Origin of the sequence: Methylobacterium sp. WL18, from assembly GCF_008040015.1 — a bacterium.
Classification (GTDB): domain Bacteria; phylum Pseudomonadota; class Alphaproteobacteria; order Rhizobiales; family Beijerinckiaceae; genus Methylobacterium; species Methylobacterium mesophilicum.
In genome coordinates this window covers 1-14,798 of the sequence record NZ_VRVD01000063.1, presented here as the reverse complement: position 1 = coordinate 14,798, position 14,798 = coordinate 1, and the positions used below count along the sequence as shown (strand labels likewise).

At 67.6% G+C, this 14,798-nt stretch carries 17 protein-coding genes; 7 read left to right on the top strand and 10 right to left on the bottom strand.

What is annotated here, in order from left to right:
- From FV228_RS08230 to FV228_RS08220, 3 genes are all read left to right on the top strand, one after another.
- Window positions 1-563 (top strand): gamma carbonic anhydrase family protein (locus FV228_RS08230; RefSeq protein ID WP_147854158.1); only part of this gene is annotated, 563 nt, incomplete at its 5' end.
- 86 nt (window positions 564-649) lie between these two features.
- Window positions 650-928: a BrnT family toxin gene (locus FV228_RS08225; protein WP_147854157.1), complete on the top strand. Its 279-nt coding sequence runs from the start codon at window positions 650-652 to the stop codon at window positions 926-928.
- Window positions 915-1,247, top strand: a complete 333-nt coding sequence (locus FV228_RS08220; protein ID WP_147854156.1) for a BrnA antitoxin family protein — start codon at window positions 915-917, stop codon at window positions 1,245-1,247. The genes FV228_RS08225 and FV228_RS08220 overlap by 14 nt, the downstream gene beginning before the upstream one ends.
- A 64-nt stretch (window positions 1,248-1,311) precedes the next feature.
- On the opposite strand, the gene FV228_RS08215 is transcribed toward FV228_RS08220, so the two are convergent.
- From FV228_RS08215 to FV228_RS08170, 10 genes are all read right to left on the bottom strand, one after another.
- Entirely contained in the window at window positions 1,312-2,040 is a 729-nt protein-coding gene (locus tag FV228_RS08215; protein ID WP_147854161.1) for an amino acid ABC transporter ATP-binding protein, read from the bottom strand.
- Window positions 2,041-2,192: 152 nt separating this feature from the next.
- Window positions 2,193-2,885: an ABC transporter permease subunit gene (locus FV228_RS08210; protein WP_147854155.1), complete on the bottom strand. Its 693-nt coding sequence runs from the start codon at window positions 2,883-2,885 to the stop codon at window positions 2,193-2,195.
- Window positions 2,886-2,949: 64 nt separating this feature from the next.
- A complete protein-coding gene (locus FV228_RS08205) occupies window positions 2,950-3,672 on the bottom strand; it encodes an amino acid ABC transporter permease (protein ID WP_147854154.1) in 723 nt (240 codons plus the stop codon).
- A 77-nt stretch (window positions 3,673-3,749) separates the two neighbouring features.
- Window positions 3,750-4,673: an amino acid ABC transporter substrate-binding protein gene (locus FV228_RS08200; RefSeq protein ID WP_147854153.1), complete on the bottom strand. Its 924-nt coding sequence runs from the start codon at window positions 4,671-4,673 to the stop codon at window positions 3,750-3,752.
- Window positions 4,674-5,059: 386 nt separating this feature from the next.
- A complete protein-coding gene (locus FV228_RS08195) occupies window positions 5,060-6,181 on the bottom strand; it encodes a branched-chain amino acid ABC transporter substrate-binding protein (RefSeq protein WP_147854152.1) in 1,122 nt (373 codons plus the stop codon).
- A 49-nt stretch (window positions 6,182-6,230) separates the two neighbouring features.
- Complete coding sequence (locus tag FV228_RS08190) at window positions 6,231-6,599, bottom strand: DUF6867 family protein (protein WP_147854160.1); 369 nt, start codon at window positions 6,597-6,599, stop codon at window positions 6,231-6,233.
- Between the two features lie 5 nt (window positions 6,600-6,604).
- Window positions 6,605-7,402 (bottom strand): ABC transporter ATP-binding protein, encoded by a 798-nt coding sequence (locus tag FV228_RS08185; protein ID WP_147854151.1) that lies wholly within the window; start codon window positions 7,400-7,402, stop codon window positions 6,605-6,607.
- A complete protein-coding gene (locus tag FV228_RS08180) occupies window positions 7,399-8,328 on the bottom strand; it encodes an ABC transporter ATP-binding protein (protein ID WP_147854150.1) in 930 nt (309 codons plus the stop codon). Before FV228_RS08180 ends, FV228_RS08185 begins: the two co-directional genes overlap by 4 nt.
- Window positions 8,328-9,734 (bottom strand): high-affinity branched-chain amino acid ABC transporter permease LivM, encoded by a 1,407-nt coding sequence (gene livM, locus FV228_RS08175; RefSeq protein WP_147854149.1) that lies wholly within the window; start codon window positions 9,732-9,734, stop codon window positions 8,328-8,330. Before livM ends, FV228_RS08180 begins: the two co-directional genes overlap by 1 nt.
- Window positions 9,734-10,651 (bottom strand): branched-chain amino acid ABC transporter permease LivH, encoded by a 918-nt coding sequence (locus tag FV228_RS08170; protein WP_147854148.1) that lies wholly within the window; start codon window positions 10,649-10,651, stop codon window positions 9,734-9,736. Before FV228_RS08170 ends, livM begins: the two co-directional genes overlap by 1 nt.
- A 244-nt stretch (window positions 10,652-10,895) precedes the next feature.
- Here FV228_RS08170 and FV228_RS08165 point away from each other — a divergent pair, with 244 nt between their 5' ends.
- The 4 genes from FV228_RS08165 to FV228_RS08150 all read left to right on the top strand — a co-directional run.
- Window positions 10,896-12,176, top strand: a complete 1,281-nt coding sequence (locus FV228_RS08165) for a dicarboxylate/amino acid:cation symporter (RefSeq protein WP_147854147.1) — start codon at window positions 10,896-10,898, stop codon at window positions 12,174-12,176.
- Between the two features lie 118 nt (window positions 12,177-12,294).
- Window positions 12,295-13,182, top strand: a complete 888-nt coding sequence (locus tag FV228_RS08160; protein ID WP_147854159.1) for an amino acid ABC transporter substrate-binding protein — start codon at window positions 12,295-12,297, stop codon at window positions 13,180-13,182.
- Window positions 13,183-13,295: 113 nt separating this feature from the next.
- Window positions 13,296-13,982, top strand: a complete 687-nt coding sequence (locus FV228_RS08155) for a DUF1007 family protein (RefSeq protein ID WP_147854146.1) — start codon at window positions 13,296-13,298, stop codon at window positions 13,980-13,982.
- Window positions 13,973-14,798 (top strand): nickel transporter (locus FV228_RS08150; protein ID WP_147854145.1); only part of this gene is annotated, 826 nt, incomplete at its 3' end. The genes FV228_RS08155 and FV228_RS08150, both read left to right, overlap by 10 nt.

The window sequence follows — 14,798 nt, the reverse complement described above, 5'->3', positions numbered from 1 at the left end:
AGGTCGCCGAGCGCGCCGAGCGCCTGCGCGAGCGGATGGGCGACGGGGCATCCGTCGAACTTGGGCTCCCCCCGGAGGTCGAGGACAGCGTGTTCGTCGCCCGGACCGCGCGCCTGCGTGGACGGGTGAGCCTGGGGGCCGGCGTCAGTGTGCTGTTTTCGTGCGATCTCAACGCCGAGGCCGGGCCGATCGTGGTCGGGGCCGACACCAACATCCAGGACAACACGACGATCCGCAGCCGGGCCGAGGGCGTCGTGATCGGGCGCGACACGACCATCGCCCACAACGTCCGGATCGCCGATTGCCGGATCGGCGCGCGGGCCCTGATCGGCATCGGCGCCACGGTCGCCCCCGGCACGCTGATCGCCGACGACGTCATGCTGGCGGCCGGCGCCACCACCGATCCCGGCCAGATCCTGGGGGCCGGCTATCTCTGGGGCGGCCGCCCGGCCCGGATCCTGTCACCCCTGGACGCCGAGAAGCGCGCGATGATGATCCGCATCGTCGAGGGCTATTGCCAGCACGGGCGGGAGTATCGGGCCGCGCAGGCGGCAGTCGTCTAGGTCCACCAAAGCCGCTCAAGCTTCTGGGTCGACCGCACAAGTGCCTTGCCGACGGCCTGATCTGTAGTTACATTAATTCGGTGCAAATGGTCTGGGATGAGCGCAAGCGCGCGATCAACCTGCGCCCCGAGCCGGAGGGGCATGGTCTCGATTTCGTCGATGCTCGCGACCGCTTCGAATGGGACAGCGCCATCGTCGTCCCGGCTTATCCGGGACCGGACGGCCGCCCGCGATTCATCGCCGTCGGATGGCTCGACGGCCATTTGAGGGCGCTGGTGTTTTCGCCGCTCGGGACGGAGGCGGTGACGGCCATCAGCCTTCGGCCGGCTAGTCGCAAAGAGAGGAGCCTCTATGACCAAGCGTAAGGCAGGCCCGATCAGCGACGCCGAGGAGGCCCGGATCCAGGCCGCGATCGCGCGCGATCCGGACGCACCGGAGGTCACCGACGAACAGGCCGCGCAGGGCCGCCCGGCCTCCGAGGTTCTGGATCCGGCACTCTTCGCGAGGCTCACGCAGCGCGGCCGTCCCAGATCGGAGACCAGCAAGAAGCTCGTTACCCTGCGCCTGCCCCCCGACGTGATCGAAGGCTACCAGGCCACCGGCCCGGGCTGGCAGGTGCGGATGGGCGAGGTTCTCGCGGCCGGTCTCAAGACCGGTGCCCACGGTCGCAAGCGGACGGCGTGACGGGGGTAGGCATTCCCTTCGTCACGCGGCGATATCCGAGATCCCTCGGCCAAGTCGAAAAAAATCAGTGCTGCAGGATCTTCGACAAGAAGGTCTGGGCGCGCTCGGAGCGGGGGCTGCCGAAGAAATCCTCCTTCTTGGCGTCCTCGACGATCTCGCCGCGATCCATGAAGATCACCCGGTCGGCGACCTTGCGGGCGAAGCCCATCTCGTGGGTCACGACCATCATGGTCATGCCCTCCTTGGCGAGCTCGACCATCACGTCGAGCACCTCGCCGACCATCTCGGGGTCCAGCGCCGAGGTCGGTTCGTCGAACAGCATCACCACCGGGTTCATGGCGAGCGCCCGGGCGATCGCCACGCGCTGCTGCTGACCGCCCGAGAGCTGCCCCGGAAATTTTTCCGCCTGGGCGCTCAGGCCCACCCGGGCCAGCAGGTCGAGGCCGCGCTTCTTGGCGTCCTCGGCGCCGCGGCCCAGGACCTTGCGCTGGGCGATGGTGAGGTTCTCGGTGATCGACAGGTGCGGGAACAGCTCGAAGTGCTGGAACACCATGCCGACCCGGGAGCGCAGCTTAGGCAGGTTGGTCGACTTGTCGATCACCTTGGTGCCGGCGACGGTGATCTGGCCCTTCTGGAACGGCTCGAGGGCGTTGACGCACTTGATCAGGGTCGACTTGCCCGAACCCGAGGGGCCGCAGACCACCACGACCTCGCCCTTGGCGACCTTGGTGGTGCAGTTGGTCAGCACCTGGAAGTCGCCGTACCATTTGCTGATGTTGTCGATGGCGATCATCGTCTCACCGGGCGCCGCCGCGGGCTCGCCGGAGACGAGTCGCCCCGGCTGCAGCCCGGAATCCCGGGGGGCGTGGGCGGCGTCTGCGACGGGCTCCTTGACGGACGGGGCCGGCATCGGGGTCGAGGTCATGGCGCGGACTCCAGTGTCGGTCAGCGGATGATGGCGACGCGGCGCTGCAGGCGACGCACCAGGAACGAGGCCGTGAAGCAGATCAAGAAGTAGACGACGGCGGCGAAGATATACATCTCGACGAGGCGGCCGTCGCGCTGCGCCACCTTCGAGGCGGCGCCCATGAAGTCGGTGAGCGAAAGCACGTAGACCAGGGAGGTATCCTGGAACAGCACCACGGTCTGCGTCAGCAGAAGCGGCAGCATGTTGCGGAAGGCCTGGGGCAGGACGACGTTGGCCATGGTCTGCCAGTAGTTCATTCCGAGCGCCAGGGCCGCCCCGGTCTGTCCCTTGGGGATCGACTGGATGCCGGCACGCATGATCTCGGAGAAGTAGGCCGCCTCGAAGGCCATGAAGGTGATGAGCGCCGACGGGAAGGCGCCGACCTGGATCGGGGTCGAGGCGCCGGTCACGTAGGCGCCGATATACGGCACCAGGAAGTAAAACCAGAAGATCACCAGCACCAGCGGCAGCGAGCGGCACAGCTCGACATAGCCCTTCGCGAGGTGGCTGAGGCCCGGCACGCTCGAGAGCCGGGCCATCGCCAGCAGCGTGCCGATGATCACGCCGCCGACCGCCGCCATGGCGGTGAGCGTCACCGTGAAGACCATGCCCTGCCCGAACAGGTAGGGCAGGGACGAGAGGATGACGTTGAAATCGAAATTCGAGAGCATCGGGACCTGTTCGCGGTGGCCGAGCGCCGGCGGATCGGGGAAATCGGGGGGCGGGGCCGGCGCCTCAGCGCTGGCCGGGGATCGCGACGGCGCGCTCCAGGTAGGTCGCCGCGGTGACGACCACGAGGTTGACGATCACGTACAGCAGCGTCGCCGCCGTGAACGCCTCGAACACCTGGAACGAGAATTCCTGCATCGAGCGGGCGCGGGCGGTCAGTTCCAGGAGGCCGATCGTCAGGGCCACGGAGGTGTTCTTGAGGTTGTTCAGGAATTCCGAGGTCATCGGCGGCAGGATGATCCGGTAGGCGTTCGGCAGCAGCACGTACCGGTAGGTCTGGTAGACCGTGAAGCCCATCGCGGTGCCGGCCATGTTCTGGCCGCGCGGCAGCGACTGGATGCCGGCCCGGACCTGCTCGGCCACCCGCGAGGCGGTGAAGAAGCCCAGGCACACCACCGCGGTGTAGAACGGCGCGTCAGGCAGTTGCTTGATCGCATCGCCGAAACGCGTGGGCACCACCTCGGGCAGCACGAAGTACCAGAGGAACATCTGCACCAGCAGCGGCACGTTCCGGAACAGCTCGACATAGGCCGTGCCGATCGCGTTGGCGGTCTTCGACGGCAGCGTCCGCAGCACCCCGATCAGGGAGCCGAGGAAGAACGCGATGATCCAGGAGCACAGGGCGGTGGCGATCGTCCACATGAGCCCGGAGAGCAGCATGTCGAGATAGGTGCCGTTGCCCTCGGGCGAGGCATCGAAGAAGATCCGCCAGTTCCAATTGTAGTTCATCGTGCTGGTTCTGCTCTGACCTTATGAAGGCGCACCGCAGGGCCGGGCCCCGCGGTGCGCGTCACCTTGGACGGCGCTCAGTAGGCAGCCGGATCGGGGCTGGAGATCGGCGTCGTGAACTGCTTCTTCATCTCCGCGCTCATCGGCAGGTTGAGGTTGATGTTGCGCGGCGGGATCGGCTGGGTGAACCACTTGTCGTAGAGCGCCTTGCCTTCGGGACTCGTGTAGAGCTTGGCGGTGGCCTCGTCGGCGACCTTCTTGAACGCCGTGTCGTCCTTGCGCACCATGATCCCGTAGGGCTCGGGCTTGGACAGGGCCTCGGTTGAGATCTCGTAGGCCGACGGGTCCTTGGAGGAGGCGGCCAGGGAGGCGAGCAGCACGTCGTCCATCACGAAGGCCACGGCGCGGCCGGTCTCGACCATCAGGAACGCCTCGGCATGGTCCTTGGCCGGCAGGATCGTCAGGCCGAGCTTCCGCTCGGTGTTGGCCTCGTTGATCTGCTTGATGTTCGTGGTGCCGGAGGTCGACACAACGGTCTTGCCCTTAAGGTCCTCGATCGAGTGCAGGTTGGCCGACTTCTTCGAGACGTAGCGGGTCGCGGTCAGGAAGTGCGAGTTGGTGAACCACACCTGCTTCTCGCGCTCGACGTTGTTCGTCGTCGAACCGCATTCGAGGTCGATCGTGCCGTTCGCCATCAGCGGGATGCGGGTGGCGGAGGTGACCGGGTTGAGCTTCACTTCGAGGTTCGGCAGGCCGAGATTGGCCTTCACGGCGTCGGCGATCTTGAAGCAAATCTCCATCGCGTAGCCGACCGGCTTCTGGTCGCCGCCGAGATAGGAGAACGGCACGGAGGCGTCGCGGTAGCCGATGACGAGGGTGCCGCTATCCTTCACCTTCTTGAGGGTACCGGTCAGATCCTCGGCCCGCAGGCTGAGGGGGGCCAGGGCGAGGCTCAGGCCGAGCGCCGCGGCAAGGCCACGGCGAGCGATATCAGACTGCATCGGTACGGAACTCCTGGATCAGGTCGAACGGGATCGGCTGGCGGCTCGGCGCTCGGCCCCGCCCGCTCGGGCGACGCCTTTGCAATGATGGTGCCGGAAGCTGGGCTGCGGTGGCGCGCAGATCTGTGGCGGACGACGTACGACCGGCCGCCACCGTCGCGCGAGCGTCCCCGGTTGCGTGTTGCGCCGCCGTCATTCGGCCTCCCCCGGCAGGTCGCGGCAGCCTGCCGGCCCGCCTGCCGCCGGCATCATGCACAATTCTTGAGCGTACGCATCGGGTGGGGCGGCGGGAAGAACGATTAAGGCTGACGAATCCACCGTTCCGGAAACGCAGACGCCGCCCCACGCATGCGTGCGGGGCGGCGTCGGCCGGAATTGAAGGCAGATTACTTGGTCAGTTCGTTGCCGGTGTAGTCGATCTTGCCGTCGGCGCCCTTCTTCCACTCGTACAGGACGTAGTCCGGCCGGGTGATGTCGCCCTTCTTGTCGTACGCGATCGGGCCGACCACCGTGTCGACCGGCTTACCCTGGTGCAACCAATCGGCCAGCTTCTTGCCGTCGGTGGAACCGGTCTCGGCGATCGCCTTGGCGAGCACCTGAACGGAGGCATAGGAATAGAGCGTGTAGCCCTCGGGATCGATGTTCTTGGCCTTGAACGCGGCCAGGGCGGCCTTGGCGTTCGGGTTCTTGCGGGCATCCGGCGGGAAGGTGGTCAGCGTGCCCTCGGCGGCCGGACCGGCGATCGCCACCAGCTCGCGGTCGACCATGCCGTCGCCGCCCATCAGCGGAGCCTTCAGGCCCTGGTCGCGCATCTGACGCAGGATCAGCCCGGCCTCGGTGTAGTAGCCGCCGAAATAGACGATATCGACGTTGGCCGACTTCAGTTTCGAGACCAGGGCCGAGTAATCCTTCTCACCCGGGTTGATGCCCTCGAAGATCACCGGCTTCACGCCCTTGGCCTTGAGCACCATCTGGGTCTCGTCGACCAGGCCCTTGCCGTAAGGGGTCTTGTCGTGGACGAAAGCGATCTTCTTGTCCTTGTAGTTGGCTACCAGATACGCGCCCGCCACCGCAGCTTGCTGGTCGTCGCGGCCGCAGGTGCGGAAGGTGTTCCACATCCCGCGCTCGGTGAACTTCACGTTGGTGGAGGCCGGGGTGATCTGGATGATTCCGGCGTCGAGATAGACGTCGGAGGCCGGGATCGACACGCCGGAATTATAGTCGCCGACCACCATCTTGACGCCGTCGCTGGCGAACTTGTTGGCCACCGAGACACCCTGCTTGGGATCCGAGGCATCGTCGCCGACCAGGACCGTCAGGGTCGTGCCCTTGATCCCGCCGGCCTTGTTGATATCCTCGACAGCTTGGCTGACGCCGTTCTTGAACTGGACGCCGATGGCGGCGCTGTTGCCGGTGATCGGCGCAGCGATGCCGAGCTTGACCTCGGCAGCCTGTGCCGCGGCGATCATCGCACCGAGGGCAAGCCCGGCGAGCAGAAACGATCTCATCGCTAACATCCCCTTGAGTACAGGTCCGCCTGTGCGGATCCGGCCGAACTCACCGTCCCCCGTCCGCCACGGAGTCCCGTGTGCGCCACGTCAGCGGTGAGGTTCTTTCGTAGAGCCAGCGGTACTGGCTCGTCATCTGGCGCGTTCGCGTGAACCGGAAGCCGGCCGCACCGATGATCATGACGACGATCACGTCGATCGCGTAGTAATGGAGCGAGGCGAGCGTCCCCGAGAACAATGCGAAGTGGATGAAGCGCACGGCCGCCGCCACGAGGAGCAGCGCGAGCGCGCATTGCCAGAACGGCCGCCAGCCCCGGGCGACCGCGCGGGCGGCCATCCAGCCGGCCCAGCCGCCCATCACCACGGTGACGAGAAGGAACAGCCAGGCCGATTCCTCCTCGTACAGGATCCCCTGCAGCATGCTCATGCCCCGACCGGGCCGGTATGGCCCCCTTCCAGATAAGCGGCCTTGACGTTCGGATCGTCGAGCAGCGCCCGGCCCGTGCCACTCATCGTCACGCGGCCGTTGACCAGCACGTAGCCGCGATGGGCGAGCTTCAGGGCGTGATAGGCGTTCTGCTCGACCAGAAAGATCGTCATGCCGTCCGTGCGATTCAGCTCCTTGATGGCGTCGAAGATGCCCTTCACCACCAGCGGCGCCAAGCCGAGCGACGGCTCGTCCAGGAGCAGCAGGCGCGGACGGCTCATCAGCGCGCGGGCGATGGCCAGCATCTGCTGCTCGCCCCCCGACATCGTGCCGGCGCGCTGATGCAGGCGCTCCTTCACCCGCGGAAACAGGGTGCAGACCTTCTCGAGATCTTCCTGAAAGTAGCGCTCGCCGTGGAGCGAGGCGCCCATCTGGAGGTTCTCGAACACGCTCATCCGCGGGAAGACCCTGCGGCCCTCCGGTGATTGCGCGACGCCGAGCCGGGCGATCGCGTGTGTCGGCAGCCGGGTGATGTCGCGCCCGTCGTACGTGATCGTCCCGGTGCGCGCCTGGGGGCTGCCGAAGATCGTCATCATCAAGGTCGACTTGCCGGCGCCATTGGCGCCGATCAGCGTGACGATCTCGCCATCGGCGACGTCGATATCGACGCCCCGCAGGGCGGCGACGCTGCCGTAATAGGTGGAGACGTCGCGCACCGCGAGGAGCGGGGGTTTGCCCCCCGCCTGGATCGCCCGGGTCTCCTCGACCAGGACGTTGATGCCGGCCACGCTCATACCGAAGCCTCCGAGCGGCTCACGTCCGGCAGCGTCGGGTCCCCGTGCGGCACAGTGATGCCGACCTCGGCCTCCACGGCTTCCACCTCGTCGTCCTCGACACCCAGATAGGCGGCGATCACCTTCGGATCCGCCCGCACCTCGGCCGGGGTGCCGTCGGCGATTTTCTGACCGTAATCCAGCACGACCACGTGATCCGAGATCTCCATCACCACCGACATGTCGTGCTCGATCAGCAGCACGGAGGTATCGTGCGCGTCCCGGATGTGGCGCAGCAGCGCGTTGAGCTCGGCGGATTCGCGCGGGTTGAGGCCCGCGGCCGGCTCGTCGAGGCAGAGGAGAACCGGATCGGTGCACATCGCCCGGGCGATCTCCAGCCGGCGCTGGGCGCCGTACGGGAGGGCGCCGGCCGGGTCGTCGGCCCGCGCCATCAGGTCGATCCGGTCGAGCCAGGCCTTGGCCCGCTCGATCGCCTCTCCTTGCGCATCCCGGTAGCCCTTGAGGCCGAGTAGCCCGAACAGGGTGTAGCCGGAGGCGCGCATCAGCGGCTTGTGCTGGGCGACCAGAAGGTTCTCCAGCACCGTCATGCCCTGGAACAGACGGATGTTCTGGAAGGTCCGGGCCACCCGTGCGGTGCTGTTGACCGCATGGTTCGGAAGCCGCTCCAGCAGGTGCGTGGTGCCGTCGTCATGGGCGAGCCGGAGCATGCCCTCGGTCGGCTTGTAGAAGCCGGTGATGCAGTTGAACACCGTGGTCTTGCCGGCCCCGTTCGGGCCGATCAGGGCGGTGATGTCGCCGCGCCTGGCCTCGAAGGACAGGCCGGAGACGGCGGTGAGCCCGCCGAACCGCATGGTCAGGTGCTCGACGGCGAGCACCGGCGGGGCGGAGGCCTGCGCCTGCGCCCGGGGATCCGGATGAAGCGCCATCAGCCGTGCCCCTCGCTCACATGCGCACCCGAGACGGCGCGGCGCTCACCCAATGACACCGAAGGCAGGCGCACCGAGATCAGGCCCCGCGGGCGCCAGACCATCATCGCCACCATGGCGACGCCGAACAGAAGCAGGCGGTACTCGTTGGGATCGAAGCCCTCGCCGAACACGGCTTTGAGGAAGCCGAGGTTGCGCAGCATCTCGGGGCCGCCGACCATGGCGACCGCCGCGATGGCCACGCCGACCTGGCTGCCCATCCCGCCCAGCACCACGATCGCCAGGATGATCGCGCTCTCCAGGAAGTTGAAGCTCTCCGGGCTGATGAAGCCCTGGCGCACCGCGAAGAACGAGCCGGCGATGCCGCCGAACGCCGCCCCGAGCGCGAAGGCCGTGAGCTTGGTGGCCGTCGTGTCGATGCCGAGGGACCGGCACGCGATCTCGTCCTCGCGCAGAGCCTCCCAGGCCCGCCCGATCGGCAGCCTGCGCAGGCGCAGGGTGACGAAGTTGGTGAACAGGGCCAGCGCCAGGATGAGGTAGTAGAGGAACACCAGACGGTGCATCGAATCGTACGGTATGCCGAACCGGGCGGCGAAGCCGTCCTCGCCGGCGCTGAACGGGATCCCGAAGAAGGTCGCCCGCGGGATCGACGAGATGCCGGCCCCGCCCCCGGTCACGTCCGTCCAGTTGATCAGCACCAGGCGGATGATCTCGCCGAAGGCCAACGTCACGATCGCGAGGTAGTCGCCGCGCAGGCGCAGCACGGGGAAGCCGAGCAGCATCCCCCATAGGCCGGCGAACACGCCCGCCAGCGGCAGGCAGATCCAGAACGACAGGCCGAAGGTGGTCGACAGCAGCGCGTAGGAATAGGCCCCGACCGCGTAGAAGGCGACGTAGCCGAGGTCGAGCAGGCCAGCGAGGCCGACCACGATGTTGAGGCCCCAGCCGAGCATCACGTAGGTCAGGATCAGGATCCCGAGATCGATCCAGTAGCGCGCCGAGGACAGGCCGCCGGTGGCCGCCGCCGCGAGCGCCGGTAGCGTCAGGGCGATGCCGATGAACACGTACAGGCCGACCTTGGAGGTCTTCTGTCCGGCCGCGGGTTCACCCTGGACCGCCTCGGTGGCCTGGGCCGGGGAGGGGGTCAGGGCGCGGCGTGCGTCCCGGCGCAGGAGCACGAGGCGCTGGAGGATGCGGACGACGAAGATCGCCGCACACAGGGATGCCACGAGGCCCCAGCGCGGGGTCAGCAGCAGGTCGCTGCCCGGGCCGGGATCGGTCCGGTATGCGATGATCGGCACGCAGAGGCCGAAGGCGACCAGCGCGTAGAGCGCGGCGTCGCGCACGATGCCGGCCATCGCCGATTCCGAGATGGCGGCTTGGGTCGCAGGCTTGAAGTTCGCCATCAGACCTTCTCGACCTCCGGCCGGCCCAGGATGCCGGACGGCATGAAGATCAACACAATCGCCAGGATCGAGAACGCGGCGACGTCCTTGTACTCGATGGAGAAGTAGGCCGACCAGAAGGTCTCGATCAGCCCGATGATCAGGCCGCCGAGTACGGCGCCGGGGAGCGAGCCGATGCCGCCGAGCACCGCCGCGGTGAACGCCTTCACGCCGGGCACGAACCCGTCCGAGAAGGACACGACGCCGTAGTACATCAGGTAGAGGACCCCGGCGACGGCCGCGAGCGCGGCACCGAGCACGAAGGTCAGCGAGATCGTCCGGTCGACGTCAATACCCAGCAGGGCAGCCATCTTGCGGTCCTGCTCGCAGGCGCGCTGCGCCCGGCCGAACGGGGTCCGCTGTACGAGATACCAGAAGCCGGTCAGCAGCACGGCCGTGACCGCCATGATCAGGATCTGCTTGTAGGCCAGGAACACCGCGTAGCCGTCGCGCTCGAACAGCGTGATGCCGCCAGAGAGCATCGGCGGCGTCGGCTTGTTGCGCGCGCCCTGCACCACCTGGACGAAGTTCGACAGGAAGATCGAGACGCCGATCGCCGAGATCAGCGGCGCCAGCCGGAACGAGCCGCGCAGGGGCCGGTACGCGATCCGCTCGATCGCCCAGCCCCACAGGGCTGTGAGCACCATGGCGACCACGAGGACGACCAGGAACGCCAGGGCGATCGAACTAATCCCCAGCCAGGTCGTGAGAAGAAGGAAGGTGATCAGCGCGATGAAGCTGGACACCATAAACACATCGCCGTGGGCGAAGTTCACCATTCCAATGATACCGAACACCATCGTGTAACCGATCGCGATCAGACCGTATATCGAACCGAGCGTTAGCCCGTTTATCAGCTGCTGTACGAAGACGTCCATGTATTCTCGCGGGCGCAGGTTTTTGGTCCAGCCTGCAGAAACGGCAGGCAAGCCGGGAGAGCAAGTCTCGTACCGCAGCTGCGACCGGTCGGCCACAGGTTTCAACCCCGGGCGAACGTCCCGGGAAAACAGTCGGGCATGTCAGTAACAACCTACGAATTGGCTTGCGTATGGCTTAATCCATGCTTCACGTTGACGAAAGTCGATGCTGGTCCATCCCGGGCGGCGACGAGGAGCAGTACCGATGTCGGGTTCACGGCTCACGACGTTGATTTTTATCGGCATGCTGCTCGGGATCGCGGTGGGCTACGCCTGCAGCATCACCTGGCCGGATCCACAGACGGCCAAGGAAATCGCCGGCTACATCGCACTGGTGTCGGATATCTTCCTCCGCCTGATCAAGATGATCATCGCGCCGCTGGTGTTCTCGACACTGGTGGTCGGCATCGCCCATCTCGGGGATACCGCCGCGGTCGGCCGGGTCGGCGGCAAGGCGTTGCTCTGGTTCGTCGGCGCCTCGTTCTGCTCGCTGATGTTGGGCCTGATCCTGGTCAACCTGATGCAGCCGGGCCACAACCTGAACCTGCCGCTGCCGGATGTCGGCGCCGGCACCGGCCTCAAGGCGGCCTCGCTGTCGCTCAAGGAGTTCGTCACCCACCTGGTGCCCAAGAGCGCCGTGGAGGCGATGGCCAACAACGAGATTCTGCAGATCGTGGTGTTCTCGATCTTCTTCGGCGTGGCGCTCGCGGCGCTCGGCGAGAAGGGGCACTTCCTGGCCCAGGGCATCGAGGGCCTGGCCGACGTCATGCTCAAGGTGACGGGTTACGTGATGCTGTTCGCCCCCGTGGCGGTGTTCGCGGCGATCGCGGCCACGATCACCACGCAGGGGATCGGCGTCCTGGTGACCTACGGCAAGTTCCTGGTCGAGTTCTACGCCGGCCTCGCGGTGCTCTGGGCGCTGCTGATGGGCGTCGGCTTCCTGATGCTCGGCGGCGACGGCATCAGGCGGCTGTTCAACCTGATCAAGGAGCCGTTCGTGCTCGCCTTCTCGACCGCGTCGAGCGAGGCGGCCTACCCGAAGATGCTGACCAACCTCGAGCAGTTCGGCGTGCCCAACCGCATCACCTCGTTCGTGCTGCCGATGGGCTACTCGTTCAACCTCGACGGCTCGATGATGTACTGCACCTTCGCGGTGATGTTCATCGCCCAGGCCTACAACATCCCGCTTACCTGGGGTCAGCAGCTCACGATGCTGTTCCTGCTGATGGTGACCTCGAAGGGCATGGCCGGCGTGCCGCGCGCCTCGCTGGTGGTGATCTCGGCGACGCTGGCGCAGTTCAACATCCCCGAAGCCGGCCTGCTGCTGATCATCGGCATCGATCAGTTCCTGGATATGGGCCGCTCGGCGACCAACGTGCTCGGCAACAGCATCGCCACCGTCGCGGTGGCCAAGTGGGAGGGGCAGCTCACCAGCACCGACCAGCGCCTCGACCATGTCGGCCCGGTTCCCTCAGCCGCCGAATAGAGCATCGTCGCGAAAGCCGGCGGCCGGCTTTCGGAGCGTGGCGAAGCGGATCAACAGCCGAGCGCGGCTCCCCGGAGGACACGGCATGGCGGCGTTGCGGTTCGGCTCGGTCCTGGCGATGGTTCTCGTGCTGGCGGGCGTCCCGCGCCCCGCCGCATCCATCGAGGTGCTTACCGGCACCCTGAAGCGGGTGGCCGAGCGCGGCGAGATCGTCCTCGGCTATCGGGAGAGTTCGGTGCCGTTCTCCTTCGTGGAGGGCAAGCACCGGGACGGCAGCCCCCGGGCGATCGGCTACGCCATCGACCTGTGCGGCGAGATCGCCGACGACATCCAGGCGGCGATCGGACGGACGGTGACAGTCAGGTACGAGCCGGTGACCGCGGAGACGCGCATCCCGGCCCTGACCTCGGGCAAGATCGACCTCGAATGCGGCTCGACCACCGCCAACGCCGAGCGGCGCCGGAGCGTCGCCTTCTCGCCGGTCGACTACATCAGCGCGACGCAGCTGCTGGTGAAGAAGGGCACCGGCGTGGCCTCCTACCGGGATCTGGCCGGCAAGACCGTGGTGGTCACCGCCGGCACCACCAACGAGAAGGCGGTGCGCGACCTCCTGGCCAAGCTCAAGATCCAGGCGCAGATCGTGACGGCCCCCGACCATGCGGCGTCTTACGCCCTGGTGAAGGCCGGCCAGGCGGACGCCTTCGCCACCGACGACGTGCTGCTCTACGGCCTGATCGCCACCGACGGCCAGGACGGGGCGAGCTACACGGTCCTGCCCGACAAGCTCTCCTACGAGCCCTACGGCATCATGTTCCGCAAGGACGATCCCGAGTTCGCCGGGGTCGTGGCCCAAACCTTCACAAGGCTGGCCGAATCACGCGCGTTGCGCTGGACCTACGAGCGCTGGTTCCTGAAGCGCCTGCCCAACGGCGAGCGCCTCGACATCCCGATGTCGAACGACCTGCGGACGAGTTTTCAGCTGATGGGCCTGGACGCGCAGGAGTGATTTCTTCGGGAGATCGGCGCGCCGCGGCGCCTCGCTTTCGCCCAACCAGGGGATGAGGAAGGGGCCGCGTTTCTCGTGGTCTCCCCTCTTTGCAGCGAGCGTGCCGCCGCCCCATGCCGATCGCCGCGCCTTTCCCCAAGCCCGTCGCGAAGACCGTCGCCCTGCTCCTGGCCGTCGGCCTCGCCTGCGCCGCCACGCCCGCGTCGGCCCATCCCCATGTCTGGGTCACCGCGAAGGCGCAGCTCGTCTACCAGGACGGCAAGCTCGTGGGCGTGCGCGACACCTGGAGCTTCGATCCCGAATACACCGCCTTCGTCACCCAGGGGCTCGACGCCAACAAGGACGGCACGCTCGCGCCCGACGAATTGGCCGGGCTCGCGGCCGAGAACACCACGAACCTCGCCGAGTTCGGCTACTTCACGAAGCTGAAGGTCGGCGGCAAGGACCAGGCCTTCGCCGAACCGAAGGAGCCGGCGATGCGGCTGGAGGGCAAGGCGCTGGAGCTGAGCTTCCTGCTTCCGCTCAAGGCGCCGGTCCAGCAGGGCAGGGGCGTCGCCGCCCTGGAGGTCTACGACCCGACCTATTTCGTGGCCTTCTCGTTCGCGGAGGGCTCGGACGCGGCCACCCTCGCGGGCGCGCCGCAGGGCTGCGCCGCCACGGTCACCCGCCCGAAGACGGAGCAGCCCAAGACCGCCGAAGCCGGTTCGCCCGGCATGACCGAGGCCTTCTTCGAGGCGCTCACCGCTGCCTCGTCCTACGGGGTCCAGTTCGCCAGCCGGATCCTGGTCGCATGTCCGTAGGGATCGGCATCGCCGCGCAACCCCGGTTCGGACGGCTTGGGCTGCGGTTGGGGCTGATGGCCGGCGCCGTGGTGCTGGCCGCCCTCGTGGCCGCCGGGCTGGCTTGGCTCATCGCCCCCGGGATCGCCGCGCCGCCGGCGCGCTCGCCCTTCGGCATCGGTTTTCGCGAAGCGGCCCCGGCCGCCACCGGCCTCGGCGGCGTGATCCTGGCCCTCCAGGCGAGTTTTTCCCGCAGCCTCAACGCCGCCGTGATGGCGCTGAAGGGCGGCGGCGACTGGGCGCCGCTGATCGGCCTGGCCTTCGCGTATGGCATTTTCCACGCCGCAGGCCCCGGCCACGGCAAGGCGGTGATCGCCGGCTACATCCTGGCGGGCGAGCGGGCCCTGCGTCGGGGCTGCGCCCTGAGCGCCTGCGCGGCCCTGCTCCAGGCGCTGGTCGCAGGAGCGATCGTCGGGATCGGCACCGTGGTGCTGAACGCCACCGCGGCCGGGGTGACCCGGGCTGGAACCGTGATCGAGACCGCCAGCTTCGCCCTCGTCGCCGTGGTCGGGCTGGCGCTGACCTGGCGTAAGGCCGGCCGGCTCGTCCAACTCGGGACGCCCTGCGGACCCGGCTGCGCCCACCTGCCCGACGCCCGGACGCTCGACACCCTGGATAGCTGGCGCGCCCGCGCCGGCGTGGTCCTGGCGGCGGGCTCGCGGCCCTGCGCCGGAGCGGTGCTGATCCTGGTCTTCGCGGTCTCGCAGGGGGTGCCGGGGGCGGGGATCCTGGCGGTCCTGGCGATGGCGCTGGGCACCGCGCTGACCACCACCGCCC